General features: G+C 66.7%; 27 protein-coding genes. 10 read left to right on the top strand and 17 right to left on the bottom strand.

The features are described 5' to 3' along the window. Positions 1-90 precede the first annotated feature (90 nt). The 12 genes from AC07WJ_RS25320 to AC07WJ_RS25265 all read right to left on the bottom strand — a co-directional run bounded on the left by AC07WJ_RS25320 (position 91) and on the right by AC07WJ_RS25265 (position 13,676). Entirely contained in the window at positions 91-1,845 is a 1,755-nt protein-coding gene (locus AC07WJ_RS25320) for an ABC transporter substrate-binding protein (protein WP_494937443.1), read from the bottom strand. A gap of 57 nt (positions 1,846-1,902) precedes the next feature. Next, positions 1,903-2,202 carry a DUF2160 domain-containing protein gene (locus tag AC07WJ_RS25315; RefSeq protein WP_494937442.1) on the bottom strand — a complete coding sequence of 100 codons (300 nt, stop codon included), beginning with the start codon at positions 2,200-2,202 and terminating at the stop codon, positions 1,903-1,905. Further along, complete coding sequence (locus AC07WJ_RS25310) at positions 2,202-2,948, bottom strand: carbohydrate ABC transporter permease (RefSeq protein ID WP_494937546.1); 747 nt, start codon at positions 2,946-2,948, stop codon at positions 2,202-2,204. The genes AC07WJ_RS25315 and AC07WJ_RS25310 overlap by 1 nt, the downstream gene beginning before the upstream one ends. A gap of 41 nt (positions 2,949-2,989) precedes the next feature. Further along, positions 2,990-3,883, bottom strand: a complete 894-nt coding sequence (locus tag AC07WJ_RS25305; protein ID WP_494937441.1) for a carbohydrate ABC transporter permease — start codon at positions 3,881-3,883, stop codon at positions 2,990-2,992. A 2-nt stretch (positions 3,884-3,885) separates the two neighbouring features. Then, the gene (locus tag AC07WJ_RS25300) at positions 3,886-4,974 is read right to left on the bottom strand and encodes an ABC transporter ATP-binding protein (RefSeq protein ID WP_494937440.1); all 1,089 of its coding nucleotides are present in this window, start codon (positions 4,972-4,974) and stop codon (positions 3,886-3,888) included. Beyond that, positions 4,971-6,059, bottom strand: coding sequence for an ABC transporter ATP-binding protein (locus AC07WJ_RS25295; protein WP_494937439.1), 1,089 nt, complete (start codon positions 6,057-6,059; stop codon positions 4,971-4,973). Before AC07WJ_RS25295 ends, AC07WJ_RS25300 begins: the two co-directional genes overlap by 4 nt. Further along, positions 6,056-7,597 carry a glycerol-3-phosphate dehydrogenase gene (gene glpD, locus AC07WJ_RS25290; RefSeq protein WP_494937438.1) on the bottom strand — a complete coding sequence of 514 codons (1,542 nt, stop codon included), beginning with the start codon at positions 7,595-7,597 and terminating at the stop codon, positions 6,056-6,058. Before glpD ends, AC07WJ_RS25295 begins: the two co-directional genes overlap by 4 nt. 104 nt (positions 7,598-7,701) lie before the next feature. Beyond that, positions 7,702-8,499 carry a DeoR/GlpR family DNA-binding transcription regulator gene (locus tag AC07WJ_RS25285; protein ID WP_494937437.1) on the bottom strand — a complete coding sequence of 266 codons (798 nt, stop codon included), beginning with the start codon at positions 8,497-8,499 and terminating at the stop codon, positions 7,702-7,704. Positions 8,500-8,710: 211 nt separating this feature from the next. Then, positions 8,711-9,898 carry a DUF1501 domain-containing protein gene (locus tag AC07WJ_RS25280; RefSeq protein ID WP_494937436.1) on the bottom strand — a complete coding sequence of 396 codons (1,188 nt, stop codon included), beginning with the start codon at positions 9,896-9,898 and terminating at the stop codon, positions 8,711-8,713. Positions 9,899-9,918: 20 nt separating this feature from the next. Continuing rightward, positions 9,919-11,463, bottom strand: coding sequence for a DUF1800 domain-containing protein (locus tag AC07WJ_RS25275; protein WP_494937435.1), 1,545 nt, complete (start codon positions 11,461-11,463; stop codon positions 9,919-9,921). 249 nt (positions 11,464-11,712) lie between these two features. Next, positions 11,713-13,410 (bottom strand): acyl-CoA dehydrogenase family protein, encoded by a 1,698-nt coding sequence (locus AC07WJ_RS25270; protein WP_494937434.1) that lies wholly within the window; start codon positions 13,408-13,410, stop codon positions 11,713-11,715. 71 nt (positions 13,411-13,481) lie between these two features. Continuing rightward, on the bottom strand, positions 13,482-13,676 hold the full coding sequence (locus AC07WJ_RS25265; RefSeq protein WP_494937433.1) for a hypothetical protein: 195 nt from the start codon (positions 13,674-13,676) through the stop codon (positions 13,482-13,484). Positions 13,677-13,923: 247 nt separating this feature from the next. Between AC07WJ_RS25265 and AC07WJ_RS25260 the strand changes: the two genes are divergently transcribed. After that, positions 13,924-14,178, top strand: coding sequence for a hypothetical protein (locus AC07WJ_RS25260; RefSeq protein ID WP_494937432.1), 255 nt, complete (start codon positions 13,924-13,926; stop codon positions 14,176-14,178). 24 nt (positions 14,179-14,202) lie between these two features. On the opposite strand, the gene AC07WJ_RS25255 is transcribed toward AC07WJ_RS25260, so the two are convergent. After that, complete coding sequence (locus tag AC07WJ_RS25255) at positions 14,203-14,688, bottom strand: hypothetical protein (RefSeq protein ID WP_494937431.1); 486 nt, start codon at positions 14,686-14,688, stop codon at positions 14,203-14,205. Positions 14,689-15,040: 352 nt separating this feature from the next. Between AC07WJ_RS25255 and AC07WJ_RS25250 the strand changes: the two genes are divergently transcribed. From AC07WJ_RS25250 to AC07WJ_RS25235, 4 genes are all read left to right on the top strand, one after another. After that, on the top strand, positions 15,041-16,150 hold the full coding sequence (locus AC07WJ_RS25250) for an AI-2E family transporter (protein ID WP_494937430.1): 1,110 nt from the start codon (positions 15,041-15,043) through the stop codon (positions 16,148-16,150). A gap of 140 nt (positions 16,151-16,290) precedes the next feature. After that, a complete protein-coding gene (locus tag AC07WJ_RS25245; RefSeq protein WP_494937429.1) occupies positions 16,291-16,596 on the top strand; it encodes a hypothetical protein in 306 nt (101 codons plus the stop codon). A gap of 1 nt (position 16,597) precedes the next feature. Then, positions 16,598-16,996 carry a hypothetical protein gene (locus tag AC07WJ_RS25240; RefSeq protein ID WP_494937428.1) on the top strand — a complete coding sequence of 133 codons (399 nt, stop codon included), beginning with the start codon at positions 16,598-16,600 and terminating at the stop codon, positions 16,994-16,996. A gap of 145 nt (positions 16,997-17,141) precedes the next feature. Next, positions 17,142-18,497 (top strand): sensor histidine kinase, encoded by a 1,356-nt coding sequence (locus AC07WJ_RS25235; protein ID WP_494937427.1) that lies wholly within the window; start codon positions 17,142-17,144, stop codon positions 18,495-18,497. A gap of 75 nt (positions 18,498-18,572) precedes the next feature. On the opposite strand, the gene AC07WJ_RS25230 is transcribed toward AC07WJ_RS25235, so the two are convergent. Beyond that, entirely contained in the window at positions 18,573-18,932 is a 360-nt protein-coding gene (locus AC07WJ_RS25230; protein ID WP_494937426.1) for a response regulator, read from the bottom strand. Between the two features lie 560 nt (positions 18,933-19,492). On the opposite strand from AC07WJ_RS25230, the gene AC07WJ_RS25225 reads away from it, so the two are divergent. After that, a complete protein-coding gene (locus tag AC07WJ_RS25225; RefSeq protein WP_494937425.1) occupies positions 19,493-19,660 on the top strand; it encodes a DUF1328 domain-containing protein in 168 nt (55 codons plus the stop codon). 114 nt (positions 19,661-19,774) lie between these two features. Here the strand turns inward: AC07WJ_RS25225 and AC07WJ_RS25220 are convergent, their stop codons facing one another. Next, positions 19,775-20,560, bottom strand: a complete 786-nt coding sequence (locus AC07WJ_RS25220; RefSeq protein WP_494937424.1) for a response regulator — start codon at positions 20,558-20,560, stop codon at positions 19,775-19,777. A 205-nt stretch (positions 20,561-20,765) separates the two neighbouring features. Between AC07WJ_RS25220 and AC07WJ_RS25215 the strand changes: the two genes are divergently transcribed. The 3 genes from AC07WJ_RS25215 to AC07WJ_RS25205 are packed head-to-tail and all read left to right on the top strand — an operon-like array spanning position 20,766 to position 23,205. Then, a complete protein-coding gene (locus AC07WJ_RS25215) occupies positions 20,766-20,987 on the top strand; it encodes a NepR family anti-sigma factor (RefSeq protein ID WP_494937423.1) in 222 nt (73 codons plus the stop codon). Then, entirely contained in the window at positions 20,977-21,537 is a 561-nt protein-coding gene (locus AC07WJ_RS25210; protein WP_494937422.1) for a sigma-70 family RNA polymerase sigma factor, read from the top strand. Before AC07WJ_RS25215 ends, AC07WJ_RS25210 begins: the two co-directional genes overlap by 11 nt. 15 nt (positions 21,538-21,552) lie before the next feature. Further along, positions 21,553-23,205 carry a sensor histidine kinase gene (locus tag AC07WJ_RS25205; protein WP_494937421.1) on the top strand — a complete coding sequence of 551 codons (1,653 nt, stop codon included), beginning with the start codon at positions 21,553-21,555 and terminating at the stop codon, positions 23,203-23,205. 6 nt (positions 23,206-23,211) lie between these two features. On the opposite strand, the gene AC07WJ_RS25200 is transcribed toward AC07WJ_RS25205, so the two are convergent. Together AC07WJ_RS25200 and AC07WJ_RS25195 are read right to left on the bottom strand one after the other, a co-directional pair. Then, the gene (locus tag AC07WJ_RS25200) at positions 23,212-23,445 is read right to left on the bottom strand and encodes a hypothetical protein (RefSeq protein WP_494937420.1); all 234 of its coding nucleotides are present in this window, start codon (positions 23,443-23,445) and stop codon (positions 23,212-23,214) included. A gap of 198 nt (positions 23,446-23,643) precedes the next feature. Continuing rightward, positions 23,644-25,473 carry an ABC transporter ATP-binding protein/permease gene (locus AC07WJ_RS25195; RefSeq protein ID WP_494937419.1) on the bottom strand — a complete coding sequence of 610 codons (1,830 nt, stop codon included), beginning with the start codon at positions 25,471-25,473 and terminating at the stop codon, positions 23,644-23,646. Positions 25,474-25,641: 168 nt separating this feature from the next. On the opposite strand from AC07WJ_RS25195, the gene AC07WJ_RS25190 reads away from it, so the two are divergent. Continuing rightward, positions 25,642-26,406, top strand: coding sequence for a Crp/Fnr family transcriptional regulator (locus tag AC07WJ_RS25190; RefSeq protein WP_494937418.1), 765 nt, complete (start codon positions 25,642-25,644; stop codon positions 26,404-26,406). The last annotated feature ends 9 nt before the right edge of the window (positions 26,407-26,415 follow it).

Genomic DNA, 26,415 nt, shown 5'->3' with positions numbered 1-26,415 from the left:
TTGATTTCGAAGGAACGAACTCGAGCGACAGTACCGGTCAAGAAAAGAGCGGGGCCCTGCCCCGCTCTCCTCTCGTCATCCAATCGCCGCTCAGTTGCGCTTGGGCGGGCTCGCCGGCCAGGACCGGATCAGCGCGTCGTAATCGACCGTCTGGCCCTGCGGCTTCTCGTTGGTCAGCTTGCGCTGCGGCGCCACCGTGCCCGCGGTCTCGGCGCGACGGTACCATTCGTCGGCCGAGGTCTTCGGGTTGATGCGCGGGCCGCAGGCGCCCTGGACGCCCGACCGCTCGAGCCGGATCATCACGTCGTCCATGGCGTCGGCGAGCGAATCCATGGCCGCCTGCGGGGTCTTGGCGCCCGACGAGGCATCGCCGATATTCTGCCACCACAGCTGTGCCAGGCGCGGATAATCCGGCACGTTGTTGCCGGTCGGCGTCCACTGGGTGCGCGCCGGCGAGCGGTAGAACTCGACGAGGCCGCCGAGGTTCTTGGCCCGATCGGTGAAGCTCTGATGCCAGATGTCGCTCTCCCGGATGAAGGTGAGACCGACATGGCTCTTCTTCAGGCTGGTCGTCTTGGAGACGCAGAACTGGGCATAGAGCCAGGCGGGCTTGCGCCGCTCGACCGGGGTCGATTTCATCAGCGTCCAGGATCCGCAGTCCTGATAGCCGAGCTTCATGCCGTCGCGCCAATAAGACCCCTTGGGCGACGGCGCCATGCGCCATTTCGGCGTACCGTCGGCATTGACCACCGGCAGGCCGGTCTTGACCATGTCGGCGGTGAAGGCGGTGTACCAGAACATCTGCTGGGCGATATTGCCCTGGGCCGGCACCGGGCCGGATTCCGAGAAGGTCATGCCGGCGGCACCGGGAGGCGCATATTTCTTCAGCCACTCGACATATTTCTCGACCGCATAGACGGCGGCCGGGCCATTGGTGTCGCCGCCGCGCGCGATATGGGCGCCGCGCGGATTGCAGCCTTCCATGCGGATGCCCCATTCGTCGACCGGCAGGCCGTTCGGAATGCCACGATCGCCATTTCCCGCCATGGACAGCCAGGCATCGGTGAAGCGCCAGCCGAGCGAGGGATCCTTCTTGCCGTAGTCCATATGGCCGTAGACGCGGACGCCGTCGATCTCCTTCACGGTGTTGGTGAAGAACTCGGCGATGTCCTCATAGGCCGACCAATTGGCGGGGACCCCGAGGTCGTAGTTGAACTGCTTCTTGAAGGCGTCGCGGATCTGGGCGCGCTGGAACCAGTCGTAGCGGAACCAGTAGAGATTGGCGAATTGCTGGTCGGGCAATTGATAGAGCTTGCCGTCCGGCCCCGTGGTGAACGAGCGGCCGATGAAGTCTTCGATGTCGAGCGTCGGCAAGGTCACGTCCTTGCCCTCGCCGGTCATCCAGTCGGTCAGCGGCACGGCCTGCTGGTAGCGGAAATGGGTGCCGATGAGGTCGGAATCGTTGACCCAGGCGTCATAGACATTGCGGCCCGACTGCATCTGGGTCTGGATCTTCTCCACCACGTCGCCTTCCTGGATGACGTCGTGCTTGATCCGGATGCCGGTGATCTCGGTGAAGGCCTTGGCGAGCGTATTGGCCTCGTATTCATGGGTCGTGATGGTTTCCGAGACGACGTTGAAGTCCTGCCCACGATAGGGCTGCGCCGCCTTGATGAACCATTCGAGCTCGGCCGCCTGCTGGTCCTTGGTCAGCACGGAGGGCTGGAATTCGCTGTCGATCCAGCGCCGGGCGGCGTCGATCTGGGCACGCACCGGCGTCGACAGATAGGGCGCCGCGACGAGGCTCGAGGTTGCTGCGACGAATGCTCTTCGATTGATCTTCATCGTCTCCTCCTGGGTTTGTCTCGTGTCCGGTGTTCCGGATTTTCTTGGTGTCGCGCGTCAGACGTATCGGAACACTCCGAAGGCCCAGACGAGCGAAAAGAGCGTCGCGCCCCAAAGGCTCGAGGCGCCCAAGACCGCGATCCACAGGATGTGGATGATCGCGGCGCTCAAAAGCGAAAGAAACAGCCGGTCGCCGCGGGTCGTGGCGATCCTGAGGACACCTGTCCGTTCGACCTCGGGGTGATTGACGGCGAGCACCGTCATCACCACCAGCGTGCAGAACAGCGCCGCGAAGAACAGGCCGGTCTGCCAGGTCCAGGCCATCCAGGCGAAAGTCTGGGCGAACCAGTCGGCCATCACACCCTCCCCAGGGCGAAGCCCTTGGCGATGTAGTTGCGGACGAACCAGATCACCAAGGCGCCGGGAATGAGGGTCAGCACGCCGGCGGCCGCCAAGAGCCCCCAGTCCATGCCGGCGGCGGAGGCCGTGCGGGTCATGATCGAGGAGATCGGCTTGTTGTTGGTCAGCGTGCGCGCCAGCAACAGTTCGACCCAGGAAAACATGAAGCAGAAAAAGGCGGCGACGCCGATGCCGCTGGCGATCAGGGGCGTGAAGATCTTCACGAAGAAACGCGGGAAGGAATAGCCGTCGATATAGGCGGTTTCGTCGATCTCGCGCGGCACCGAGGACATGAAGCCCTCGAGGATCCACACCGCCAGCGGCACGTTGAACAGGCAATGGGCGAGCGCCACCGCCAGCGGCGTGTCGAACAGGCCGATCGCCGAATAGAGATTGAAGAAGGGCAGAGCGAAGATCGCCGGTGGCGCCATGCGGTTCGACAGCAGCCAGAAGAACAGGTGCTTGTCGCCGACGAAGCGGTAGCGCGAGAAGGCATAGGCCGCCGGCAGGGCGATGCCGATCGACAGGAGCGTGTTGATGACCACGAAGGTCAGCGAATTGACATAGCCCATATACCAGGACGGATCGGTGAAGATCTTCTCGTAATTGCGCAGCGTGAAGCTCTGCGGGTAGAGCGAGAAGGCCGTGGTGATCTCGGTATTGGTCTTGAAGCTCATGTTGATCAGCCAGTAGATCGGCAACATGAGGAAGACGAGATAGACGACCAGGATGGTGCGGCTGGCTCTCACGGCTCGCCCTCCCGCTGGTTCTGGTCCTGGGTCATGACCGTGTAGAACACCCAGCAGACGGTGAGCACGATGACGTTGTAGATGATCGACAGCGCCGCCGCCTTGCCGAGGTCGAACTGGCCGAGTGCGATCTTGACGAGGTCGATCGACAGGAAGGTGGTGGTATTGCCCGGGCCGCCGCCGGTGACCACGAAGGGCTCGGTATAGATCATGAAGCTGTCCATGAAGCGCAGCAGCACGGCGATCAGCAGCACGCGGTTCATCTTGGGCAGCTCGATCTTGCGGAACACCGCGAAGCGCGAGGCACCGTCGATCTTGGCCGCCTGGTAATAGGCGTCGGGGATCGATTTCAGGCCTGCATAACAGAGCAGCGCCACGAGGCTCGTCCAGTGCCAGACATCCATGACGATGATGGTGACCCAGGCGGCCAGGGGATCGCGGACGTAGTTGTAGTCGATGCCGAGCTTGTTCACGACGAAGCCGAGCAGGCCGATGTCGCCGCGGGCGAAGACCTGCCAGATGGTGCCCACCACATTCCATGGAATGAGCAGCGGCAGCGCCATCAGGACCAGCGTCCAGGCGACGCCCCAGCCGCTCTTGGGCATGGACAGCGCGACCAGGATGCCGAGCGGCACCTCGATGGCCAGCACGATGGCCGAAAACATCAGGTTGCGCCCGAGCGCGTCGTAGAAGCGCTGGCCGACCGAGGAACTCGGGTCGAGCACCTCCTGGAACCAGCCGATGCCGTTCCAGAAGAACTGGTTGTTGCCGAACGTGTCCTGGACCGAATAATTGACCACGGTCATCAGCGGCACGAGCGCGTTGAACGCGACGATGACCACGACCGGCAGGACCAGGTACCAGGCGCGGTTGTCGGCGATCTTGTGCATGGTCAGACCTCCCGCTCGGGCGTGACGAGCCGTCCGTCGGCATAGATGTTGACGCGGGCCGGATCGAACAGCACCGACACCGCCTCGCCGCCCGGCACGGCCGCGCCGTCGGGCACGGTCACCGCGAGCGCCCGGCCGGCGACCTCGACGCGGGCCAGCCGGATCCGGCCGAGATCCTCGATGCGCAGGAGCCGCGCCGGAATGCCCGCCCCGGCCGGCCCGAGCCGGGCATAGTTCGGCCGGATGCCGATTTCGACGCCGCCTTGCAACGGCCCGTAACCATGGGCGAGACCGAACTCGGTTCCCGCCACCAGCGCCTTGCGGCCGGCAACCGAACAGGGCACGAAATTCATGCCCGGCGAGCCGATGAAATTGCCGACGAAACTATGGGCCGGCCGCTCGAACAGCTCTTCCGCGCCGCCCGCCTGCAGCACGCGCCCGTCCGACATCACCACCACCGTATCGGCGAAGGTGAGCGCCTCGGTCTGGTCGTGGGTGACATAGATCATGGTGACGTCGAGCTGGCGGTGGATGACCTTCAGCTTGGAGCGCAATTCCCATTTCAGATGCGGGTCGATGACGGTCAAAGGCTCGTCGAACAGGATCGCCGCGACGTCGGACCGGACGAGGCCCCGGCCAAGCGAGATCTTCTGCTTGGCATCCGCGGTCAGGCCGCGCGCCTTGCGGCCGAGATCGCGGCCGAGATCCAGGAGATCGGCGATCTCGCCGACCCGCCGCTTGATCGCGGCTTGGTCCAGGCCACGGTTCTTCAGCGGGAAAGCCAGGTTCTCGCCCACCGTCATGGTGTCGTAGACCACGGGGAACTGGAACACCTGGGCGATGTTGCGCTGGACCGTGCTCGCCTTGGTGACGTCGCGGTCGTCGAATTTCAGCTGGCCCCGGGTCGGCACGACGAGGCCGGAGATGATGTTGAGAAGGGTCGTCTTGCCGCAGCCGGAGGGCCCGAGCAGCGCGTAGGCGCCACCGTGGCGGAAGGTGAAGTCGAGCTCCTTCAGCGCCCAGTCGCCGTCGGCGCTCCCCGGCGCGCGCAAATAGGAATGGGCCATGCGCTCGAGCGTGATCGCGGTCATCGCGCGCCCTCCCCGCCGGAGCCCGCATCGGCCCGGTGCCCCAGCGCGTCGAACAGGAAGGCCTGCTGCGGATCGAGCCAGACGGTGATCGCCTGGCCCGGCTCCAGGCTGCGCACCCCTTGCGCCAGGGCCACCAGGAGATGGGCGCCGGCGGCCAGATGGACGAAGCTCTCCGAGCCCGTGATCTCGGAAACGCGGACCGTCGCCGGCAGGGCCAGCGCGACGTCGCCGAGCGGATCGAGCGACAATTGGTGGGCCCGGAAGCCCATGGCATAGGCGCCGTCGGCTACGTTCGAGAAGCGCCCGGCGGCGGTTTTTCCAAAAGCGCCGAAGTCGAGCACGCCGGCCTGTTTGGTCACGTCGATGACGTTCAATGGCGGGTCGGAAAAGACCCGCGCGGAGGTGATGTCCCGAGGCTGCCGGTAGACTTGCCCCGTCGGCCCGAACTGGGTCAGCCGGCCCTGATGCAGGGTCGCGGTCGAACCGCCGAGCATCAGCGCCTCCGCCGGCTCGGTGGTGGCATAAACGAAGATGGCGCCGGATGCCTCGAAAATGCGCGGCAATTCCTCGCGCAGCTCCTCGCGCAGCTTGTAGTCGAGATTGGCGAGCGGCTCGTCCATCAGGACGAGATCGGCGCCCTTCATCAGCGCGCGGGCGATTGCGGTGCGCTGCTGCTGGCCACCCGACAGTTCCAGCGGCGTGCGCTTCAGATAGGGCTCGAGCCGCAACAGCTTCGCCGCCGCCGCCACCCGGGTTTCGACCTCGGCGCCGGCGATGCCCTTCACCCGGAGCGGCGAGGCGATGTTCTCGAACACGCTGAGCGTCGGGTAATTGATGAACTGCTGGTAGACCATGGCGACGTTGCGCCGGCGGACCGGCACGCCGGTGACGTCGGCGCCGTCCATCAGCACCCGGCCGGCGGTCGGCGGATCGAGCCCGGCCATGATGCGCAGCAAGCTGGTCTTGCCGGCAAGCGTCGCGCCGAGCAGCACATTGAGGCTGCCGCGTTTCAACGTCAGCGACACGCCATCGAGATGTTTCTCGGCCGCGACCGATTTCGAGACATTGTCCAGGACGAGGCTCATGGCGCCCCCCGCTGGACCGTCTCGCTCTCGGCCAGACCGCCGGCGGCGGTGGCCATGAAGGCTTCCAGCGCCGCGAACTCCGTGGCGCTCATGCGTAGCCCCAGTTTCGAGCGGCGCCAGACCACGTCCTCGGCGGTGACCGCCCATTCCCGGTCGATCAGATGGCGCAGCTCGGCCTCGCTCAAGGTGGCGCCGAAATCCCGGCCGAGGTCGTCCGGGCGGCGCGCCTTGCCGAGGATCGCCAGGGCCTGGGTCCCATAGGAACGGGCCAGGCGCGCGGCGTGGGCCTCGGTCAGGAACGGATAGTCGGTCCGCAGCCGCGCGGCCAGCGCCGCGCGTCCCCCGATCGGGAAATCGCCGCCGGGCAAGGCCGCATGCGCGGTCCAATTCGCGCCCAGGGGGCCGGCGCCGATGCCGAGTTTGGCGAGCGCATCCTCGGCGAGCCGGCGATAGGTGGTGATCTTGCCGCCGAAGATCGACAGTAGCGGCGGCAGGCCCAGCACCTCGTCCAGCTCGAAGACATAGTCGCGGGTTGCCGCGCGCGCTTCGCTCGCGCCGTCGTCATAAAGCGGCCGGACCCCGGAATAGCGCCAGATCACGTCGGAGGGTTTGACCGGCGAGCGGAAATAGACGCTGGCCGCCTCGCAGAGATAGTCGACCTCGTCCTGCGTCGCCTCGACCGCCGCGGGATCGCCGTGATAGTCGCGGTCGGTCGTGCCGATCAGGGTGAAATCGCCTTCATAGGGGATGGCGAAGACCACGCGCCCGTCGGCGGTCTGGAAAATGTAGCAGCGCTCGTCGGTGAACAGCTTGCGCACGACGATATGCGAGCCCTGGACCAGCCGGACCTTGGCGCGCGCCGCGACCCCCAGCCGCTCCGACAGCACCTCGGCGACCCAGGGACCGGCGGCATTGACCAGCTTGGTCGCCGATATCACCTCGCGCCGGCCGGTCTCGGCGGCCTCGACGGTCACCCGCCAGCCTTCGGCGAGCCTCTCGGCTCCGATCACCCGGGTCCGGGTGCGGATGACCGCGCCGCGATCGGCCGCGTCGCGCGCATTCAGCGCCACCAGCCGGGCATCGTCGACCCAGCAGTCGGAATATTCGAACGCCCTGGTGAACAGGCCGGGCTTCAGCGGCAGGCCGGCAGGATCGACGGTCAGGTCCAGGGTGCGGGTCGCCGGCAGGTGCTTGCGACCGCCGAGATGGTCATAGAGGAACAGGCCGGTGCGCAGCAGCCAGGACGGACGCAGGCCGGCATGGTGGGGCAGCACGAAGCGCAGCGGGCCGACGACATGGGGGGCGATGCCCCACAGCACCTCGCGCTCCCTGAGCGCCTCGCGCACCAGGCGAAATTCGTAATATTCGAGATAGCGCAGACCACCATGGATCAGCTTGGTCGATGACGACGAGGTGCCGCTGGCCAGATCGTCCATCTCGACGAGGCAAACCGACCGCCCTCGCCCGACCGCATCGCGCGCGATGCCGCAGCCGTTGACGCCGCCGCCGATCACCAGGAGATCGAATGGGCCCTGCAAGCGCAACCTCCGGTATGGCCGTCTGACGCGGCCTGTACCAGACAAAGGCTAAAACGAAGATCGAAACGCACGCAAGCGAAAACAGATCCGAAGAACCACGAACCTCAATCGACCTCGGCCTGGATCAAGGCACCGGCCGGATCGGCCTCGATCAGCGCGACCTGCGCCTCCTCGCACATTTGCCGGACCTCGGCTGACGGCACCATGTCGGTGACGAAACTGTCGATCTGGCTCATATGGCCGATGCGCACCGGCGCCTTGCGGCTGAACTTGCTCTGATCGGACACCAGGATCACGTGGCGGGCATTCTCGATGATCGCCTGGGTGACCAGCACCTCGCGATAGTCGAAATCGAGCAGCGTGCCGTCGCTGTCGATGGCGGAGACGCCGATCACCGCGTAGTCGACCTTGAACTGGCGGATCAGATTGGTGGCCGCCGCGCCGACCACCGCGCCGTCAGCCTTGCGCACCGGGCCGCCGGTGACGATCACCTCGATGCCGGCGTGGCGGTAGAGCTCGTTAGCGACATTCAGATTGTTGGTGATGACCAGGAGGTCGTCGCGAAAAGCCAGCGCCCTGGCCACTTCCTCGGTGGTCGTGCCGATATTGATGAACAGCGAGGAGCCGTTGGGCACCAGAGCGGCGGCGGCGCTGCCAATGGCGCGCTTGGCGGCGGCGGCAGCGAAACGGCGGGCATCGTAGGACAGGTTGGCGACCCCCGAGGCGACCACCGCGCCGCCATGGACACGCTGCAGCACGCGCCGCTCGCAGAGCTCGTTGAGGTCCTTGCGCACGGTCTGCGGCGTCACGTCGAAGCGCCTGGCCAGGTCCTCCACCCCGACCTTGCCGGCGCCACGCGCCAGCGCGAGGATCTCCTGCTGCCGCGGCGAAAGCTCGCTCATCGTTGGCCCCACGCCTCCACCCTGTCGCCTCACTCGGGCTGCCGAGCCGGCAAAGTTCATTGTCCTTTCGATATTGTCACATTCGAACTATTTACGAAATGCCACTGTAAGAGCCGTGTTGTACCCCTCTTCCCACGAAGGCGTGAGCGAGGGTCGACGCGCTGCCGGCGCGGCATCATCCCCTATTCGCCACTCGCTATTCGCCATTCGCCTATAGCAACCCGAGATCCCGCGGACGGACGGTGGCGAAGACCCTTTCGAGGCCGTTCTGGTCGAGCCCGTACATGCGCTGAAACAGGCCGCCGAGCAGTGCGCGATAGTCGGTCAGCACGGGATAGTCGCGGTTCTGGAACAGTTGCGCCTGGTCGACCTTGACCTGCTCACCGACGATGCGGCCGCCCTTCAGGCCGCCACCGAGCACCCAGTAGACGCTGCCATGGCCGTGGTCGGTGCCCCGGTTGCCGTTCTCGCGGAAGGTGCGGCCGAATTCGGAGATGACCACCACGACGGATTCGTTCCAGGCCGGACCGACCTCCTCGGCGAAACCGGCCAGCGCGCGGCCGAGTTCGCTCAGCCGGTCCGCCAGATAGCCGGTGGCGCCGCCCTGGTTGACATGGGTGTCCCAGCCGCCGACATCGACGAAGCCGAGATTGAACTGGTCGCGCATCAGCCGGCCGATGCGCCGGGCCGAGAGCTCGAAGCCCCTGGGCGACACGGCGCCGCGGCTCGCCTCCATCATGTGTTCGGAAATCGTGCGGAACACCTGGTCGCGCACGCGAAAACCCTCGCGCACGGAGGCGCCCAGCGGGTTCGCCTCATACATGGCGGCGATCAGCGCGGCCTGGCGGTCGTCGATGCCCGGCCGGCCGACCGCGTTGATGGCGATGTTCGGCACCGGGTCGCCGCCCTGGAAGGTCAGCGGCATCTGGTCGGTGAAGGCGATCGGCCGGACCCGCGTCAGCTCCTTGGCGAGCCGGGCCATGAAACCCGAGCGGTAGTCGCGCGAGCCGCCGATGTTCTGGCCGAGCTCGATCGTGTCCTGGGTCTCGAAATGGCTGCGGGTGAGGTCATCGGTGCCGGCGAAGGGTACGAAGGCCGCCTGCCCCTTGGCGAAGAGCGGCAGGATGGTCTCGCGCAGCGCCGGGTGCAGGCCCCAGTCGGCGTCGAGTGGCGCAGCCGTGCCGGCGACCGCCGGATCGGGCCGGGCAATGGCGAGCGTCGGCCGCGAGGCGTAGTAGAAATCCGAGGCGACGGGAATGACGACATTGGCGGCGTCATAGGCGCCGCGCAGGAACACGACCAGCAGGCGCGCATTGGTCGCGGGCGCCGCCCAGACCCGCCCCGCCAGCGTCAGCGGCAAGGCTCCGGCCATGGCTTTGAGGACATCGCGACGATCCATGATGGCATCCTCCCGTCCGTTCAGTGCATGAATTCGGGCGAGGACAGGAACAGCGTGTTCCAGTCCTGCGGCGAAATCGCCTTGGCCAGCGCGGCCGTGGTCGGCCCGCTCAGGCCATGGCGCAAGCCATTGAAGAAGAGGGCGTTCTGGAGCAGCGGAAAAGCCGGTTCCTCGGTCGCGTTCGGCCCTTCCGGCTTGAACAGGCCGGCCGCGCCAGAGCCGATCTGCCGGGCGATCTCGAAGCGGACCATCATTTGACCCGGGCCGTTCCAGGCCGGCGAGACCAGCGAATAGCCGTCCGGCGTCGCATGATTGTAGAGGCCCTGGCTCAGGCGATTGAGCCAGTTCTGCACCGGCATGGTGTTGAGGATGACCCGGTCGTCATAAGCGAGCCGCACGGCCGAGAACACGAACCGGACCGGGTCCTTGAATTTCGGCGCGGTATCGATGGCGGTGCTGAATTCCGGCGCGCGGATCATGGCGCCGAGCGTCGCGGCGATATCGCCGTCGCTCTGCCGGAAGGCGTCGGCCATGCGCCGGACCAGGGCCTCCGGCGGCGTATCCGCGACGAAATAGGTGGCGATCTGCCGCGCGACATGGGTGGCTGTCGCCGGCTGGCGCACCAGCATGTCGAGCGCCTCCTCGACCTCGGCGAAGCCGCGTCCCTTGATGGGCCGGCCAAGAAAGACCTTGTCGCCATAATCGTGGCGGGCCGGGTTGAATTCGAACAGCCCGTTGCGGACGAGCTGGGCCTGGAGCTCCGGCCTGAGCCGCGGATTTTCCGGCCGCGCGTCGATGCCGACGCCGGTCAGGATGCGCGCCAGCTCCTCGACGTCGTGCTGGGTGTAGCCGGAGCCGACGCCCAGCGTGTGCAGCTCCATGATCTCGCGGGCATAGTTCTCGTTGATATGGCCGGCGGCATTGTCGGCATTGTCGAGATAACGCAGCATGGCCGGGTGGCTCAGCGTCGCCGCCAGCAGGTCGCGGAACCGGCCGAGCGCATAAGGCCGGATCGCCCGCGCCTCATAGTCGCCGAGCATGGCGCGGATGTTCGCCTTGTACTGGTGGATGTTGAAATGGTTGAACCAGAACCAGGCCATGCGCTCGCGCAACTGGTCCGGCGCGTAGAGGGCGCGCAGGATCGCGGCCGTCGCCGCGGCTCTCGCCTCGGCGTTGAGCGCCTGCTGGAAAGCCTGTTGCGCGGTCTTCTTCTGCTCGGGGTCGCCGATCTGATTGGCCTCGCGCCCCTGCTGGTCAAAGGCCGTCACGGTGTCGAACAACGACCGGCCGAATGGCGTCGCCGCGTCGACCGCCGCCTGGGCGGCGGCCGGCATCGCCGGCTCGGCGGGCGGATGCAATTGCTCGGCAAGCCAGCGCTCGACGCCGACGGCCTGGAAGCGTGCCATGGTCGAGGGATTGGCGCCCCAGGTCAGCGCGTTGATCAGAGCCAGATCGTGAGCGGAGGGCGCGAGACGCACCGGCTCGGCCGCGTTCAGGCGCCCCGGCGCGAACGCGAGAACCGCGAGAGCGAGGACCAGGAGCGTGGAAACCGGACGTCGCGGCATGATCGGCCTCGGTGTCATGCAAGCCGTAATCGAGCCCAGGAGGCGAGACGGACAGGTCCTGGATCCGGCCGCTATTTGGACTCCGGCAATGTGAACACCGCCTGACGAACCGGTTCAGGCTGCTGCCGGCGGCCCGTCATGCGATCAACTCCGATTGAAGACCGGCTTCAATCTCCCGTGAGAAGGCGCCGGAACGAGACCGGGACGGCGTGCCCTCGGCCGGATCGCCTCTCCCGCGATGCCGACCGCTCACTCCGCCGCGACCCGCGCCCGGTCGATGATCCCCTGCATGTCGAGGCCCTGGGGCATGGTTCCGAAGGCCTGGCCCCAGTCGCCGTCGAGGCGGGTGGCGCAGAAGGCGTCGGCCATTGCCGGCGTGGAGAAGCGCAACAGCAGGCTCGCCTGCAGTGCGAAGGCCATCATCTCGACGACCCGGCGCGCGGCGCCCTCGAAATCCCTGACATGGCCGAGACGGCGTTCGATCTCGTCGGTGAAGGCATCGAGGCGCCGGTTGGCGCCCCGTGCCTTGCGGACCTCATCGAGGAACACCGTCACCGTGTCCGGCTCGCGCTGCATCGCGCGCAGCACGTCGAGGCAAATGACGTTGCCGGTGCCCTCCCAAATGCCGTTCAGCGGCGCCTCGCGGTAGAGCCGCTCCATGAGATGGTCGGCGATGAAGCCGTTGCCGCCATGGCATTCCAGGGCCTCGACGACGAATTGCGGGGCGCGCTTGCAGGCCCAGTATTTGGCGACGGGGGTGCAGATCCGCGACAGCAATTCCTCGGCACGGTCGTCGCCGGACCGGTCGAGCGCCTGGGCGAGCCGCATGGACAGCCACATCAGCGCCTCGCTCTCGACCGCGAGATCGGCGACGACATTGCGCATGATCGGCAGGTCGACCAGCGATTTCTGGAAGGCCCGGCGACGGGTCGTATGGTGGATCGCCTGCGACAGGGCCTGGCGCATCAGGCCGGACGAGCCGACCGCGAAATCGAGCCGGGTGACATGGGCCATCTCGATGATGGTGCGGATGCCTTTGCCCTCCTCGCCCAGCATGGTCGCATGAAGCCCGTGGAATTCGACCTCGGAGGACGCATTCGACTTGTTGCCGCACTTGTCCTTCAGGCGCTGCAGTTTCAGGCGGTTGCGTGTGCCGTCCGGCAGCCAGCCTTCGGCCAGAAAGCAGGAAAGCCCCTTCTCCGTGCGCGCCAGCGTCAGAAAAATGTCGCTCATCGGCGCGGAGAAGAACCATTTGTGGCCGGTGATCAGATAGGGCGCACCGGAACCCTGCCGGCCGGTCGCCGGCCGAGCGGTGGTGATGGTGGCACGGGCGTCCGAGCCACCCTGCTTCTCGGTCATCGCCATGCCGACGGTCACGCCGCGTTTCGCCGCGGCATGGATCGGGCGCGGATCATAGTCGGATCGGAGGATTTGCGGCGCCCAGCGGTCGAACAGCGTCGCCTCGTGCCGCAAGGGCGGAATCGACGCGAAAGTCATGCCCATCGGACAGCAGATGCCGTTTTCGCCCTGGTTCCAGAGATAGCTGAGGATCGCCCGCGCCACGTGCGCGCCGGGCCGCTTGTTGGTCCAGGCGAAACTATGAGTCTCGGTGCCGTAGATCAGGCCCATCAGCTCGTGATAGGCCGGGTGGAACTCGACCACGTCGATGCGATTGCCGAAGCGATCGTGGGTCCTCAACTCCGGAAGATGCCGGTTGGCCTGCCGTGCCAGGCCCTGGAGCTTGTCGCTGCCGACGATGGCGCCGGTTCGCCCGATGTGCTCGCGCGCCCAGCCGGCGCCGAACACGTCCGCCGCCTCGACCAGTGCCCGGTCCGCGGCAAAGGCATTGTAGTCGGCCAAGGCGCCGGCCTGGTTGAACACCTCGTGGGTGGCGTAGCCTGCCGCGTCCTCGCGCAGGTCCGCCATCGTGCCGGTGTCGTCCGCCATCACGCCCTCCCTCATCGCGACGGTGGTCGCCTGAGGGATCATGCACCCGCGGCCGGTGGTCGGCGAGCCCCCTAAGGGACCAGGATGGAGGGCGCCGAAATCCTGGCGCGGAACATGTTCTGGTGGCCCGGACTGCCGGCGCGCGTCACTTCGGCGCTGTCGATATCGAGCTGGAGGCCGCGTTCCGCCAGGGCCTCGGCCACCTGGTTCAAGGCCGCGATCGCGGCAATGATCTTGTCGCGTATGTCCTGAGGTATGGCGTCCATGACGGGCTCCGGCCGGCCGGCTGCGAATGGTCGCGTCAGCGGCGCGTACGCCGCCCGACCATGACTATCCAACATCGTCGGCGGCGTGCAGTTCCGCTTCGGAATGGCCGGCATGCGCCCGCATCCGGCCGGCGGCGGAACAAAGTTCGACCTGACTGGTTGTCGAACCGCAATGGTCCAGGCGGCCACATCGTCGCGGCCACATCGTCCCGAGCGCTCCGGCGCCGTTTCGACGGAGGTTCATGCCATGCGCGAGCACATCCACGACCCGGCCCCGCGCTGCCTCTATTCTCCGGAGGACATCAAGCGGATGCGGATCAAATTCGACCAGACCTGCGAGGAACTGGGACTGTTCTGCGAAGACGAGGCCGCCCGCGCCGCTGTCGGCCGCGCCGTGGTCAAGGCCTTCGCCGCCGGTCTCACCGAGGCCCCTGCCCCGACGTCGACCGAGGTGCTTCGCTTCGAAGGCGAAGAAGAGGTCGTGCGGATCCTGATGGAGTGATGCGCGGGCGCTTCGTCCGCCACGCTACGGCATCCGGCAGCGCCGCCGGATCGCTTCGGCATAGGGCTGAAGCGGCGTCAGGTCGAAGGTCTGCTCGACCCCGGCGAATTTGATGAACAAGCGGCCGGCGCCGGCAATGTCGCGCAGGAACACCTCGGCGTAGTGCGCGCTGACATAGGCCGTGCGGCCCGGCGTCGTCCAACTGATCGGCTTCGATGGGCCGTCATCGATCTGATAGATGCCGGCAATCGGCCGGTCCCGCGGCCGGTCGACCCGAAAGCCGGCAGAATAGGAAACGAAGACGCCGGTCTCACTGCAGACGACGGTAAATTTCTCGCCCGAACTCCGATAGGTCAGGTCAAGAACAGCACCGCTGCCAGGCTTGGCCGCGATGTCCTGCACCAGCCATTGGGCTTGCGTTGAACCAGCGCTCAGCAGCGTCCAGAGCAGGGCAATGAGAACAGGGCGGGTCGGCAGGGTCACATCCTTGGCCAGATCTTGCGAATTCATCGGCCATCAATGATCCGGCCTTGCCTCAAACTATATGATCATCCATGCCATGGTCGAGTGCGTTGCGGCACATATCGGCCATTCCTGTGCCGATCGCAGGGGATTTCGCGCCAGATCTTGGCTCTCGCCGCGGCAGATCCGGCATCGGCCCTGCCGGCACCGGCCATCGCGCCCATCGCGCCCGCCTCCGGCCGCTGCGCCCGGCGCTGCCTTCAGCCGGCAAACGGCCGGCATCATGACCGCCCGGCGCCACCGATCCGGCCCGGAACAATCCGCCGAGGCGAGGCGTTGATCGGGCGCCCGGTCGATGGCGGAACCCGGCGAAGGCCAAGATATGGTGTGGGACAATTTGTTGAACTCACTTGCGCGCCGCGATGCGACACTGGATGACCCGGGCGACGACCGGCCTGACGATGCGGCGATCGTCGAGCACGATCCGGTGCTGCGCTACGCGGTCGTCGGCATCTTCGTCATCCTGGCGACCACAGCCCTCAACATCACCCGGGTCATCGCGCTGCCGGTGACCGCCGGCGTGATTCTGGGCCTGGTTCTCGGCCCGGTCGTCGACCGGCTGGTACGGCGCGGCGTGCCGCAACATCTGGCGGCGGCCATCGTCGTGCTCGCCAGCATCGGCGTCACGCTCGCCGCGCTGTCGCTGCTGGCGGTGCCGATCGCCGCGTGGAGCGACCAGCTGCCGGCCATGATGACCGCGCTGAGGACCAAGCTCGCCGGCGTGTTCGCGGTCATCAAGCAGATCGAAGGCGCATTCGAGAGCTTCTCGACCTCGTCCGGCCTGCAGGTCAGCGTCGCCGACAACAGTCCCCTGATGCATTTCGCGATGTCGTCGTCGGCGGCTGCCGGCGGCGTGCTCATCTTCATCGCCACCACCTATTTCTACCTGGCGACCCGCCGTGTGCTGAAGGCGCGGATCCTGCGCCTCTGTCTCGGCCGCGAGGCGCGCAAATCGGCAGGCGGCTTCTTCGAGGAGATCGAGGAGCGGGTCGCCGCCTATCTCGGCATCGTCACGCTCGTCAATCTGGCGCTGGGCGCCGCCACGATGGTCATCGCGTGGATCGCCGGCCTGCCCTTTCCGATCTTCTGGGGAGCGCTGGCCTTCCTGTTGAACTATCTGGCCTTTGTCGGCCCGATCATGGTCGCGGCTCTGCTGTTCGCCGCCGGCCTGCTCACCACCACGACCACGGTCGGCGCGCTCTGGCCGGCCGCCGCGTTCTACGGCCTGCATCTCATCGAAAACAACGTGCTGACGCCGGCCATCGTCGGAACCAAGCTGACGGTATCGCCCTTCCTCGTGTTCATTTCCTTCATTTTCTGGCTGTGGCTGTGGGGCCCGGTCGGCGCCGTCCTGTCGACGCCGATCCTGCTCATCGCCATGGTCGGCTACGAGACCTTCGCCGAATACCGCGCGCGGGAGCGCTGCGAGCCGGCGGATGCCGCCGAGTGACGCCGATCGCCGGGAACCGATCGGCGGCGCCGGCGTTCATCCTCCGATCGAAGCGGCGCGACCCAGAGTTGGGTCCGGCGCAATCCCCACCACCCCATGCCCAGGAGAGCCCGATGGCGACCGCCCCGACAGGAAAACGATTGTCCGCAGTGACCACCGCGGCCGAGGATACCGCCGATCGCATCTCGGAGGCCGCCGGCAAGGCCCGCGAGGAGGCTTCCGAATTGCAGGACACCGTCATGCGCAATGCCGAGGAGATCGCCTCGAACGTCAACCAGAAGCTGAAGGCCGCCGGCGTCGACACCGATGTGATGGTCAAGGCCGCCAAGGGCCAGGCGAGCGAGTTGCAGCGCCTGGTCTCGGATGAGCTGCAGGCCCGGCCCCTGCGGGCCCTCGGCATCGCCGCGGCCATCGGCCTGGTCGTCGGCTTCATGACGGCGCGCTGACATGTTGAAGCTGCTCGGGGCCCTGGCCTTGGCGGAGGCCGGCCAATCCGTCAGGAAAAGCCTGATCGTCCATGGTCTCTACGGGGTTGCCATCCTGATCGGCATCGTCTCCGGCGGCTTCGCCCTGGCCGGGCTGCACACCATGCTCGCGACGCGCTACGACGCCGTCGTCGCGAGCATGGTCATCGCCGCCGGCCTGCTCGTCGTCGCGCTGCTGGTCTTTGCGATCGCCGCCTTCATCCAGTCGCGCCCGCGCAAATCGAGCCCGATGGCCGCGACCGCCCTCGTCGCGGCGCCGCTGGCCGCGAGCGCGCTGACCTCCAAGACCGGCCTCAAGGTCGCGACCCTGGGCGGCATCGTTCTGCTGGGAGCTGCGCTCGGGCGTCATCTGGGCCGTTGAGCCGACGAGATCGCGGGCCGAGCCCGGCCCGCGGGCGCACTTTGCCGCAGCGGCATGGGGCGCCCCGATGTCTTTTGACATAGGCCAAGGAGCCGCTTTAGCCTAACCCGATCCGATGGCAGGTTCGATAAAGACATTCGCCGCGATGACCACTGCATGGCCAACTCAACGCGCGAGGTCTTCGGCCGCCTGGATCAGCGGCATCCTGGCTCTGGCCGCGGTCGCGGTGACCATCCTCATGGTGGCCTGGATCAACCTCCAGGCGCTCCAGGCGGTGCGCCTGGTCGTCCATTCGCTCCAGGCCCGTGAACATGCCGAGCGCCTGCTCGGCCAGTTGCGCGATGCCGAAACCGGCCAGCGTGGCTTCCTGCTCACCGGCCGCCAAGATTTTCTCCAACCCTATGACAGCGGCAAGCGGGCGATCGAGGCCGAAATCGCCGGACTGGCCGCCTTGGTCACCGACAATCCCGCGCAGAGCGTTCGCGTCGCGCGGCTGCGCAATCTGGCGAGAGCCAAGATCGCCGCTCTCGACGAAGCGATCCTGGCCTACCGGGCCGGCGACATGGCGAGGGCTCTCGACCAGGTCAGCCAGGGAGTCGGCAAGGGCCTAATGGACGAGCTGCGCATGACCGTCGCCGAATTCCAGGCGGAGGAAACGCGGCTGCTGGCCGAACGCAACGCCGCCGAGAGCCAGCGCCGCTGGCTCAGCACGCTCGGCATCGGGCTGGCACTGGCTTTCCTGGCCTTCGCGGCCTGGCGGCAGCTCTATGTCGGCAACCGCCGCAACATCAACCTGGCCAAGACCAACAGCCAGCTCGACCAGCGCGTCGCCGAGCGCACACGGCAGCTCGAGAGCGAGAAACTCAGGGTCGAAGCGCTGCTGAAAGACGTCAATCACCGGGTCGGCAACAATCTGGCCATGGTCTCGGCCCTGCTCAACGTCCAGGGCCGCCAAGCGCGCGAGCCGGAGGTCAAGGCGGCGCTGGCCGAGGCCCAGTCGCGCATTCAGGCGATCGCCGCCGGCCAGCGACGGCTGCGCATCGACATCGAGGCCGACGAGATCGATGCCCGCCCCTATTTCGAAGACCTGCTGACCGAGATCGGCAAGGCGGCGGAAGGCCGGCCGGTCACCCTGCGGCTCGCCATGGAGAACATCCGGCTGCCCGGCCGCGACGCGGTTTCCTATGTGGTGCTGGTCAACGAGCTCGTCACCAACGCGATCAAGCACGCTTTTCCGGATGGCATGGAGGGCACCATCACGGTCGGCGTCCATCCCGCGACCGACGACGCCAACGCCGTGCTTCTGCGCGTCGCGGACGACGGCATCGGCATGGCCGGCGAGACCCCTTCCGACGGCCTCGGCCAGACCATCATCAGCAGCCTCCTGCGCAGCATGCGGGCAACCATGGCCGTCGCCCCGGTCGCGCCCGGCACGCCGCGTCCTGGAACCCAGGTCACTCTGGTCTTCCCGAAGAAGGACACCCCGCCCGCGGATATCTAGGCCGCGGCATGCCCGCGTGGGGGGCGAGACGGCGAGCCGAAGCGGTCTCGATCGCCGTGCGGCAACAGCAGCCGGCTATACAGGTCCCAGGGCGCTTTCGACCAGGCGCAGGATCTCCGGCGGCGAGAACGGCTTGCGGATGAACGGCGCCGTGCGCAGCGGCACCGGCAGATCGGCCGGAACCGAGCCCGAGACGAAGGCGAAGGGCGTACCGTCCCTGGTCAGGCGTTCGGCGAGCGCGAAGGTCTTGCCGCCGATGACGTCGACATCGAGCAGCGCGAAGGACACTGGCGCCTGGACCGCCCTTCCCGCCTCCTCCAAGGAGCCGACCACGATGAGTTCAGCCTTGCCGGCGAGCCGGTCATTGATCGTCGTTTCCAGATCCATCGCAATGAATGGATCGTCCTCGACGATGAGAACTCTGGTGGCCGCCAAGATCCCGCCCCTTGCTCATGCACGAATGCTGATGCGAATCCCATGAATTCTAGCGCAAATAGATTAGCGTCGCGTTATCTGATACGATCGATGCCGTTCACGGGATCAGCGGCAGGGCCTTCTGGTCTCGATGCCGGACCGGCCTGGGTGGCTGTCTGGAACGGACCGACATTGGTTGTAACGTGCGCCTGAGCAAGCGGTTCCTTCGGCCCCGCGCGTGACGAAGACTGGGTTGAATGCGGCGTTCCTCCCAATGAATGGGTTCCAAGAGCGCCGCGGGAGACAGGACCATGGCGGTGATCACTGGCATTTTTTTCGTGTCCATCATCATTTGCATCGTCGCGACCGTCATGGGCTTTCTGAGCGGCTTCGGCCGCCGCCTGGGCCACTGACAACCGCCCGATCGCCGGTTATCGCGCCGGCGCACGATCCGGATGACCGGCCGCGGCCGGTGGCAAGGCCTTGCCAGGCGTCCGGCGCAAGGACGCTCCACAGGGAGGAACCAAAGGCGGCAGGTGGCGTTTCCCTTGGGTATTCATAGCCAGCACAGGAGAAACGTCATGTTCGGCTGGGCCATCATGTTCCTGATCGTCGCCCTCGTCGCCGCTGCCCTCGGTTTCGGCGGCGTTGCGGGAACCGCCATGTCGGCGGCGCAGATCGTTTTCGTCGTGGCGTTGATCGCCTTCGCGATTTCCGCTGTCATGGGCCTCGTCCGCGGACGAGGATGACGATGCCCGCGCCGCGAACGCGTGCCCAGGAATCGGAGACGACGAGGCGTTGACTGCAAAAAGGCCGCTGCGGTCGATCCGCAGCGGCCTTCTCTTTTCCGAATGCGGGCGCGATCAGGCCGCCGCCTTGCCGGCCCGCCGATCGAAGAACAGGGCCTGGCTGATCGCCGCCTTCACGGCATCCTGCTGGAACGGCTTGGTGATCAGGAAGGCCGGTTCCGGACGGTCGCCGGTGAGCAGGCGCTCGGGATAGGCGGTGATGAAGATGACCGGCACCGAGATCGACCGCAGGATCTCGTTGACCGCGTCGAGACCGGAGCTGCCGTCGGCCAGCTGGATATCGGCCAGCACCAGGCCCGGCCGCTTGGCCGCGACCAGCGCCACCGCCTCCTTGTGGGTGCGCGCAATGCCGGTGACGTGATGGCCGAGTTCCTGCACCATCGTCTCGATATCCAGCGCGATGATCGGTTCGTCCTCGATGATCAGGACGTCGGTGGCCATCTGCTCGGCGATCTCCCGGCCGGCGCGGTCGAGCAGGTCGGCCGTATCGACCACCGGCTGGGCCATGATGGTCGCGACCTCGGGCAGCGAGAAGCCTTCGACCGTGCGCAGCAGGAACGCCTGGCGCGAGCGCGGCGTCAGCGCGTCGAGATTACGCTCGGCGAACGACCGGTCACCCGAGGCCTCGACATTGATGCCGACCGAGGACCAGAGTTTGAGGAAGATCCGGTAGAGGGCGATGCGCTCGCCGAGATTGCGCTCGTAGACGGTGGGATCCGCGACCAGCGCCTCCAGCGTCGCCACGACATAGGCGTCGCCGCTCGCCTGGGTTCCGCACAGGGCGCGAGCGAAGCGCCTAAGATACGGAAGATGTTGCGCTATTTCCTTCGCGATCGACATCGTAGAGTTCTCCTTGATGGTCCGAAGGCGACCATTTGCCACCCTCGCTTGGCAAGTGTTTTATTTTTGCCCGGACATGGAACTTTCGTCGGCCGCATAGGTTCCATGACCGGATTTGTGTATCTGCGCCCTGCCGCGAACGACGCTTCGGCGCGCCATCGGCAGCAGCGGATCAGGTCGCGCAAAGCGATGAAAGAGGACGAGCATGGCAAACCCGAGAGACGACGACCCGACCCAGGATGCCGAGATCTTCGGCGCTGAACCTGTCCTTGATCGGCGCGTCCAGGATGCCATCGGCCGGTCCCTGAAGGCCCATTACGACGATCTCGTGAAAGCCCCCATTCCCGATCGCTTCCTGGTCCTCCTGGCGCAGCTGGAGGCGAAGGAGCAGCAGGCGCAGCCGAATGGTGACACCGATGAGCGGTGACGCATTCAAGGACGGCCTGGTCGCGGAGATCCCGAACCTGCGCGCCTTCGCGGCGTCGCTCTCCGGCTCGATGCAACTGGCCGACGACCTGGTCCAGGACACCTTGCTGAAGGCCTGGTCGAATGCCGAGAAATTCGAACTCGGGACGAGCCTGCGCGCCTGGCTGTTCACCATCCTGCGCAACACCTATTTCTCGCTCTACCGCAAGCGCGGCCGCGAGATTCAGGACAGCGACGGCACCTATACCGAACGCCTGTCGACCCAGGGCAACCAGGAGAGCCACCTGGATCTCGCCGATTTCCGCAAGGCGCTCGCGACCTTGCCGGAAGAGCAGCGCGAAGTGCTGATCATGGTCGGCGCCAGCGGCCTGTCCTACGAGGAGACCGCGGAGATCTGCGGCGTGGCGGTCGGCACGGTCAAAAGCCGGGTCAACCGCGCCCGCGGCAAGCTCGCGGAACTTTTGCAGATCCACGGCGCCGATGAGTTCGGGCCCGACCGCAAGACGGCAGCAGCCCTCCAGACGACCGGCGCCTCGGGGTCCGGCAACTGACGAAATCAGCCAGGCATGAAGCTTTCCCAGTTCCAGACCGTCCGAGGCCGCCTGATAGGGCTCCTGGTCCTGATCGCGGTGCCGATGGCCTTGCTGTCGGCGGTCGCGGCGGTGACCACCTATCGGTCGGTGCTGGGATCGATCGAGGACCGCCAGCTGGAGGCGGTGGCGAACTATTCGGTCCGGACGCACATCTGGTTCGATGGAACGCTGCGCATCCTGCAGGCAACGGTGGCCGGCATTCAGGCTGCCGAAGCCCAGGCCGAGGAGTGCAATGCGATCGGCCAGCGCGTGCTCGCCGGCGTCCAGGACTACCAGGCCCTGCGCATCCGCTTCGCCGACGGCACGGCCTGCCTTGCTTCGCGTAACGACGTGCTGTCGGCGGCGAAGCTCGACGCCATGATGTCGGCCGGGGCCGCCGGCGCTGCCACGCGCACCCCGGAGGAGCCGGCGGCGCGCTACGACTATGTCGAGATCGACGGCAAGCGCTATTTCGCCATTCATGCCAGCGGCGACGGCCGGACCGGAACCGGCTGGCAGGCGCTGCTCATCACCGAGGTGGCGGCGCTCGAACGAGCCTTCAATCTCGGCGCGCTGACATCAGGCGCCGTGATCGGTCTCATCGGACGCCGCGACGAGGTGCTGATCGCGCGCGGCGACGAGGCGAGCGCCGCCGGCTGGCTGCCGGCGACCGAACCGATCCCGCGGACCCTTTCGCGCTTCGATGGGCCGAGCCGCGCCGGCGCCACGCGCTCCTATTCCGGGGAATGGATCGCCGAACCGAACCTCTATGTCCTGGCCAGCCTCGACCAGACGGCGGCACTGGCCGCCCGCGCCCAGTTCCTGGCCCTTCTGATCATTCCGCTGGCGACGCTTGCCTTGCTCTGCGCCGTCTATCTGCGCGCCATTCACAGCCACATCCTGCGTTGGCTGCGCGGCATCGAACAGGCGGCGCGCCAGGAGCAGCAGTCGTCGTTCACCGCGCGCGCGCTGGTCGCCGAGGAAATGCCGTCCGACATCAAGAGCGTCGCGCGGGCTTTCAACGGCATGGTCGACGCCCAGGAGCAGCGCCAACAGGCCCTGCAGAAGGCGCTCGACCAGAACCGCCTGCTGGTGCGCGAACTGCATCACCGGGTGAAGAACAGCCTGCAGATCGTGCAGAGCTATCTGTCGCTCGCCAAGCGCAACCATTCGGCCGAGGCCAACCTGGCCCTGAGCGAGGCCGAGTGTCGCGTCCAGGTGCTGGCCATCGCCTATCGCTTCGCGCTCGCCCATGGCGAGATGCACCCGGTGCGCGTCGACGTCTTTCTCGACGAGGTCCTGGCGACGATTTCGCGGCTGCTGACACGGCCCGGCCAGACGATCGACGGCGACATCACCTCCGAAGTGAGCTTGCCGATCGACCGGCTGATCCCGCTTGGCCTGCTTGTCGTCGAGACCATGTCGCGCTGCCTGTCGACGGAGCCGGGCGTGCGGATCGCCGTGCGCGTGGCCGACACCGGCGAAGCCCTCGACGCGAGGGCATTCGAACTCAGGCTGACGGCCGACCGTGACCTGGTGCTCGGGCCGCCGCCGAAGATCCTGGCCGGCCTCGCCGCGCAGGCCGAGGCCGTACAGCCGGCCCGCGAGACGGCGACCGAGTTGGCGACGTGGCGGGTGACCGCCTGACCGGCATCAGCGCTCGACCACCTGATGATCGCCGCTGTTCGGCAGCACCAGCGCGAGCGTGTCCTTGGCTGCGGCCGTATCGACCGCCAGTCCGCCGGCCGGCATGCTGATGAGCTGCCCCTGGACGTCGCCGCGCACGCCCGGCTGCAGCATCATGCTGATTAGGCAGATCGCCAGGATCACCAGGATCGCGGCGGCAAACGACATCAACGGAAGAACCGGACGCGATGCGATGGACATGAAGGTCTCCTGCCTCGTTTCGGATCGATGCAGGTCCAACCCGCGAAACCCTGGGTTGTTCCGCGCAGGCAAGTGCCCTTTTCGTCCTCATGCACGCGGCAGCGGCCATCCACGCACGTCCGCTGCCGCGCAAGGCGCGGGCGGCCGGGACAAGCCCGGCCAGGGCACGGAGAGGGCGGCCCCGTGCGAACCGCAGCGTCAAGCCCCGGCCTTGTTCAGGCCGAAGATGCGCCAGAGCGGATTGGTCAGCCGCTCCGAGGTCAGGCGGGCGCCGGCCGGCCGACGCTCCAGGGTGATCTTGCGGTCATGGAACTCCTCGAGACCCGTGCGATGGCCGACGCTGATGACGGTGGCGCCGGCCAGGTCTTCGCGCAGCAGCCCGAGCAGGGCGTTCTGGCTGTCCTCGTCCAGCGCCGAGGTCGCCTCGTCCATGATGATGATGTCGGGCTTCTGGATCAGCAGCCGCGCGAAGGCGATCCGCTGGCGTTCGCCCCCCGAGAGCGTCTGGTCCCACTTGTCCTCTTCGTCCTCCAGGCGCCGGCTGAGATAGCCCAGGCCGCAACGCTTCATCGCCTCGACGATGACGTCATTGCCGACCGCCATGTCGGCATGGGGATAGACCAGCGCCGCCTTGAGATTGCCGGTCGGGATGTAGGGTTTCTGCGGCACGAAGGCGATGGTCTGGCCCGGCGGCACGCTGATCGAGCCCGATCCCCACGGCCATAGCCCCGCCAGCGCACGGATCAGCGTGCTCTTGCCGGTGCCGCTGGCGCCGGTGATCAGGACCTTTTCGCCGGCCTTGATGACCACCGAAGCGTCGGCGATGACGACCCGGCCGTTGCGATGGGCCAGCGACAGGTTGTCGATATGGATCGCGTCGTCCTCGCTGGTGCCGAGCTCGACCTGCCCCTCGCCTTCCATGATCGTGCCGATGTCGAGATCTTCCAGCGTCTCGACCAGTTCGTCGACGCGCTTGAGCGAGGCGTACCATTCGGCGAGCTTGACGAAATTGTCGACGAACCAGATCAGTGCCGACTGCACGGCACTGAAGGCGGCGGTGACCTGCATGACGCCGCCCAGCGTCAGTTCGCCGGCCAGATATTTCGGGGCGATCAGCACCAGCGGGATGATCGGAAACAGCGCGCCATTTGTGTTCATCACGATGGCGATGATGCCTTGCTGGCGGACGATGTGGATCCAGGACTTCACGACATTGCGGTAATTGTCCTGGACCGAGGCCCGCTCGTCGTCGTCGCCCCGGATCAGCGCGATGCTCTCGGCATTTTCGCGCAGCCTGGTCATCTCGGCGCGAAACTGCGCTTCCATCTGGTTCTTGTGCGAGATCTTGGCGACCAGCGGGCGGCCGGTGAAATAGGCGGCGAGCGAAACCGTGACGGCATAGAGGATCGCCGCGATCGCCATATAGAAGGGAATGACGACCGTGGTTCCGGCCAGTTGGAACTCGATCGACCCGGCCACCTGCCAGAGAATGGCGGCAAAGGTCAGCGCGGTTACGGAGGCGGTGATCAGGCCGAGCGCGAATTCGACCAGCGGCTCGACCGACAGCCGGACATCCTCGGCGATGCGGAACTCCGGCGCGGTCTGTTCCTCGGCGACGAAACCCAGCCGGTAATAACGCTGGTCGGCGATCCACCAGCCGGCCAGGTGCAGCGTCAGCCATTCGCGCCAGCGCGTCTGCAAGAGCATGCGGGTGACCACCACGCCCGACAGCGTGACCGCCGAAAACCCGACAATGACCGGCACCCAGCCGATCGCGCCGAGGACCTCGCCCACGGACTTGCGCTCGAGCGCGTCGAAGAACAGGCGCTGCCAGGCGTTGATCCCGACCTGCGCGCCGAGCTGGGCGGCGGCAAAGGCCAGGACCAGCAGCGTCAGCCCCCAGGCGCGCAGCCTGGAACGCCCTCTCCAGAACCCCAGCGCGGTTCGAAAGAATTCGCGCGCCCGTGCGCGCTCGGGAGATGCGGCGGACGGACCGTCATCCCGCGGCAGAGCTTCGTTTTCAGCCATCATGATCATCCATTCGGAGGAGCGCGACCGCGCGGGAGAGCCGCACTCGACCGGAGCCGGACAGGCGTCGCCTCTGACAACGCCCGATGTCTCGGCCGGTTCCGCCGAACCGGCGGAACTTCCGGGTCGCGCGGCCGTTGACGAGCTGACCAAAGCCGGGAGATCCGCATGCTCGTCATCAATGACAAAAGCCGTCTGCCGCGGGCGGGCATCCCCTGCGCCGCCTGCCCGCTCAGGGCCAAGCCGGTCTTTGCCGACAAGAGCGACGTGGATGTCTCGTTCATCCAGTCGATGAAAATCGATCACCGGCTGGTCAAGGCGGGCACCGACATCATCAGCCCGGGCGAGACCGAGGCCGAGCTGTTCACACTGTTCGCCGGCTGGGCCTATCGCTACAAGACCTTGCCCGATGGCCGGCGGCAGATCCTCAACTTCCTGCTGCCCGGCGATATCCTGGGGCTGCAGGCCTCGTTGCTGAGCGCTTCGCAGCATGGCATCGAAGCGCTGACCGACGTCGAGGTCTGCGTCTTCGCCCGGCGCCATATCTGGGACCTGTTCGTCAAGATGCCGGCCATGGCCTACGAGCTGGCCTGGCTCGGCTCGCGCGAGGAAAGCATGGTCGACGAAAACCTCGTCTCGGTCGGCCAGCGCAACGCCACCGAGCGGGTGGCGGCCCTGATCATCTCGCTCTATCGCCGCTCCGAAGCGCTCGGCCACGTCACCGACCGGAGCTTCCAGTTTCCGCTGTCGCAGCAGCACATGGCCGACGCGCTCGGTCTGTCGCTGGTCCATACCAGCAAGACCTGGTCGCGGCTGCGGCGCGCCGGCCTGTTCGTGTTTTCCGGCGGACGGCTGACCCTGGTCAACCCGCGCCTGACCGCCCGCATGGCCGCGCAATTCGAACGCGAAACGACGCCGCGGCCGCTGATCTGACGGCGGGCG

The sequence above is a fragment of the Phreatobacter sp. GW821-FHT04C01 genome (genome assembly GCF_059420385.1).
The sequence above is the reverse complement of the archived record's forward strand: the minus strand, read 5'-3'. Positions and strand labels throughout refer to the sequence as shown.

What these genes read in the sequence shown, in the direction of transcription:
- AC07WJ_RS25320 (WP_494937443.1), bottom strand. Translation starts at nt 1,845, where the DNA reads ATGAAGATCAATCGAAGAGCATTCGTCGCAGCAACCTCGAGCCTCGTC.
- AC07WJ_RS25315 (WP_494937442.1), bottom strand. Translation starts at nt 2,202, where the DNA reads ATGGCCGACTGGTTCGCCCAGACTTTCGCCTGGATGGCCTGGACCTGG.
- AC07WJ_RS25310 (WP_494937546.1), bottom strand. Translation starts at nt 2,948, where the DNA reads ATGTTGCCGATCTACTGGCTGATCAACATGAGCTTCAAGACCAATACC.
- AC07WJ_RS25305 (WP_494937441.1), bottom strand. Translation starts at nt 3,883, where the DNA reads ATGCACAAGATCGCCGACAACCGCGCCTGGTACCTGGTCCTGCCGGTC.
- AC07WJ_RS25300 (WP_494937440.1), bottom strand. Translation starts at nt 4,974, where the DNA reads ATGACCGCGATCACGCTCGAGCGCATGGCCCATTCCTATTTGCGCGCG.
- AC07WJ_RS25295 (WP_494937439.1), bottom strand. Translation starts at nt 6,059, where the DNA reads ATGAGCCTCGTCCTGGACAATGTCTCGAAATCGGTCGCGGCCGAGAAA.
- AC07WJ_RS25285 (WP_494937437.1), bottom strand. Translation starts at nt 8,499, where the DNA reads ATGAGCGAGCTTTCGCCGCGGCAGCAGGAGATCCTCGCGCTGGCGCGT.
- AC07WJ_RS25280 (WP_494937436.1), bottom strand. Translation starts at nt 9,898, where the DNA reads ATGGATCGTCGCGATGTCCTCAAAGCCATGGCCGGAGCCTTGCCGCTG.
- AC07WJ_RS25275 (WP_494937435.1), bottom strand. Translation starts at nt 11,463, where the DNA reads ATGCCGCGACGTCCGGTTTCCACGCTCCTGGTCCTCGCTCTCGCGGTT.
- AC07WJ_RS25270 (WP_494937434.1), bottom strand. Translation starts at nt 13,410, where the DNA reads ATGGCGGACGACACCGGCACGATGGCGGACCTGCGCGAGGACGCGGCA.
- AC07WJ_RS25265 (WP_494937433.1), bottom strand. Translation starts at nt 13,676, where the DNA reads ATGGACGCCATACCTCAGGACATACGCGACAAGATCATTGCCGCGATC.
- AC07WJ_RS25260 (WP_494937432.1), top strand. Translation starts at nt 13,924, where the DNA reads ATGCGCGAGCACATCCACGACCCGGCCCCGCGCTGCCTCTATTCTCCG.
- AC07WJ_RS25255 (WP_494937431.1), bottom strand. Translation starts at nt 14,688, where the DNA reads ATGAATTCGCAAGATCTGGCCAAGGATGTGACCCTGCCGACCCGCCCT.
- AC07WJ_RS25240 (WP_494937428.1), top strand. Translation starts at nt 16,598, where the DNA reads ATGTTGAAGCTGCTCGGGGCCCTGGCCTTGGCGGAGGCCGGCCAATCC.
- AC07WJ_RS25235 (WP_494937427.1), top strand. Translation starts at nt 17,142, where the DNA reads ATGACCACTGCATGGCCAACTCAACGCGCGAGGTCTTCGGCCGCCTGG.
- AC07WJ_RS25225 (WP_494937425.1), top strand. Translation starts at nt 19,493, where the DNA reads ATGTTCGGCTGGGCCATCATGTTCCTGATCGTCGCCCTCGTCGCCGCT.
- AC07WJ_RS25220 (WP_494937424.1), bottom strand. Translation starts at nt 20,560, where the DNA reads ATGTCGATCGCGAAGGAAATAGCGCAACATCTTCCGTATCTTAGGCGC.
- AC07WJ_RS25215 (WP_494937423.1), top strand. Translation starts at nt 20,766, where the DNA reads ATGGCAAACCCGAGAGACGACGACCCGACCCAGGATGCCGAGATCTTC.
- AC07WJ_RS25210 (WP_494937422.1), top strand. Translation starts at nt 20,977, where the DNA reads ATGAGCGGTGACGCATTCAAGGACGGCCTGGTCGCGGAGATCCCGAAC.
- AC07WJ_RS25205 (WP_494937421.1), top strand. Translation starts at nt 21,553, where the DNA reads ATGAAGCTTTCCCAGTTCCAGACCGTCCGAGGCCGCCTGATAGGGCTC.
- AC07WJ_RS25200 (WP_494937420.1), bottom strand. Translation starts at nt 23,445, where the DNA reads ATGTCCATCGCATCGCGTCCGGTTCTTCCGTTGATGTCGTTTGCCGCC.
- AC07WJ_RS25195 (WP_494937419.1), bottom strand. Translation starts at nt 25,473, where the DNA reads ATGGCTGAAAACGAAGCTCTGCCGCGGGATGACGGTCCGTCCGCCGCA.
- AC07WJ_RS25190 (WP_494937418.1), top strand. Translation starts at nt 25,642, where the DNA reads ATGCTCGTCATCAATGACAAAAGCCGTCTGCCGCGGGCGGGCATCCCC.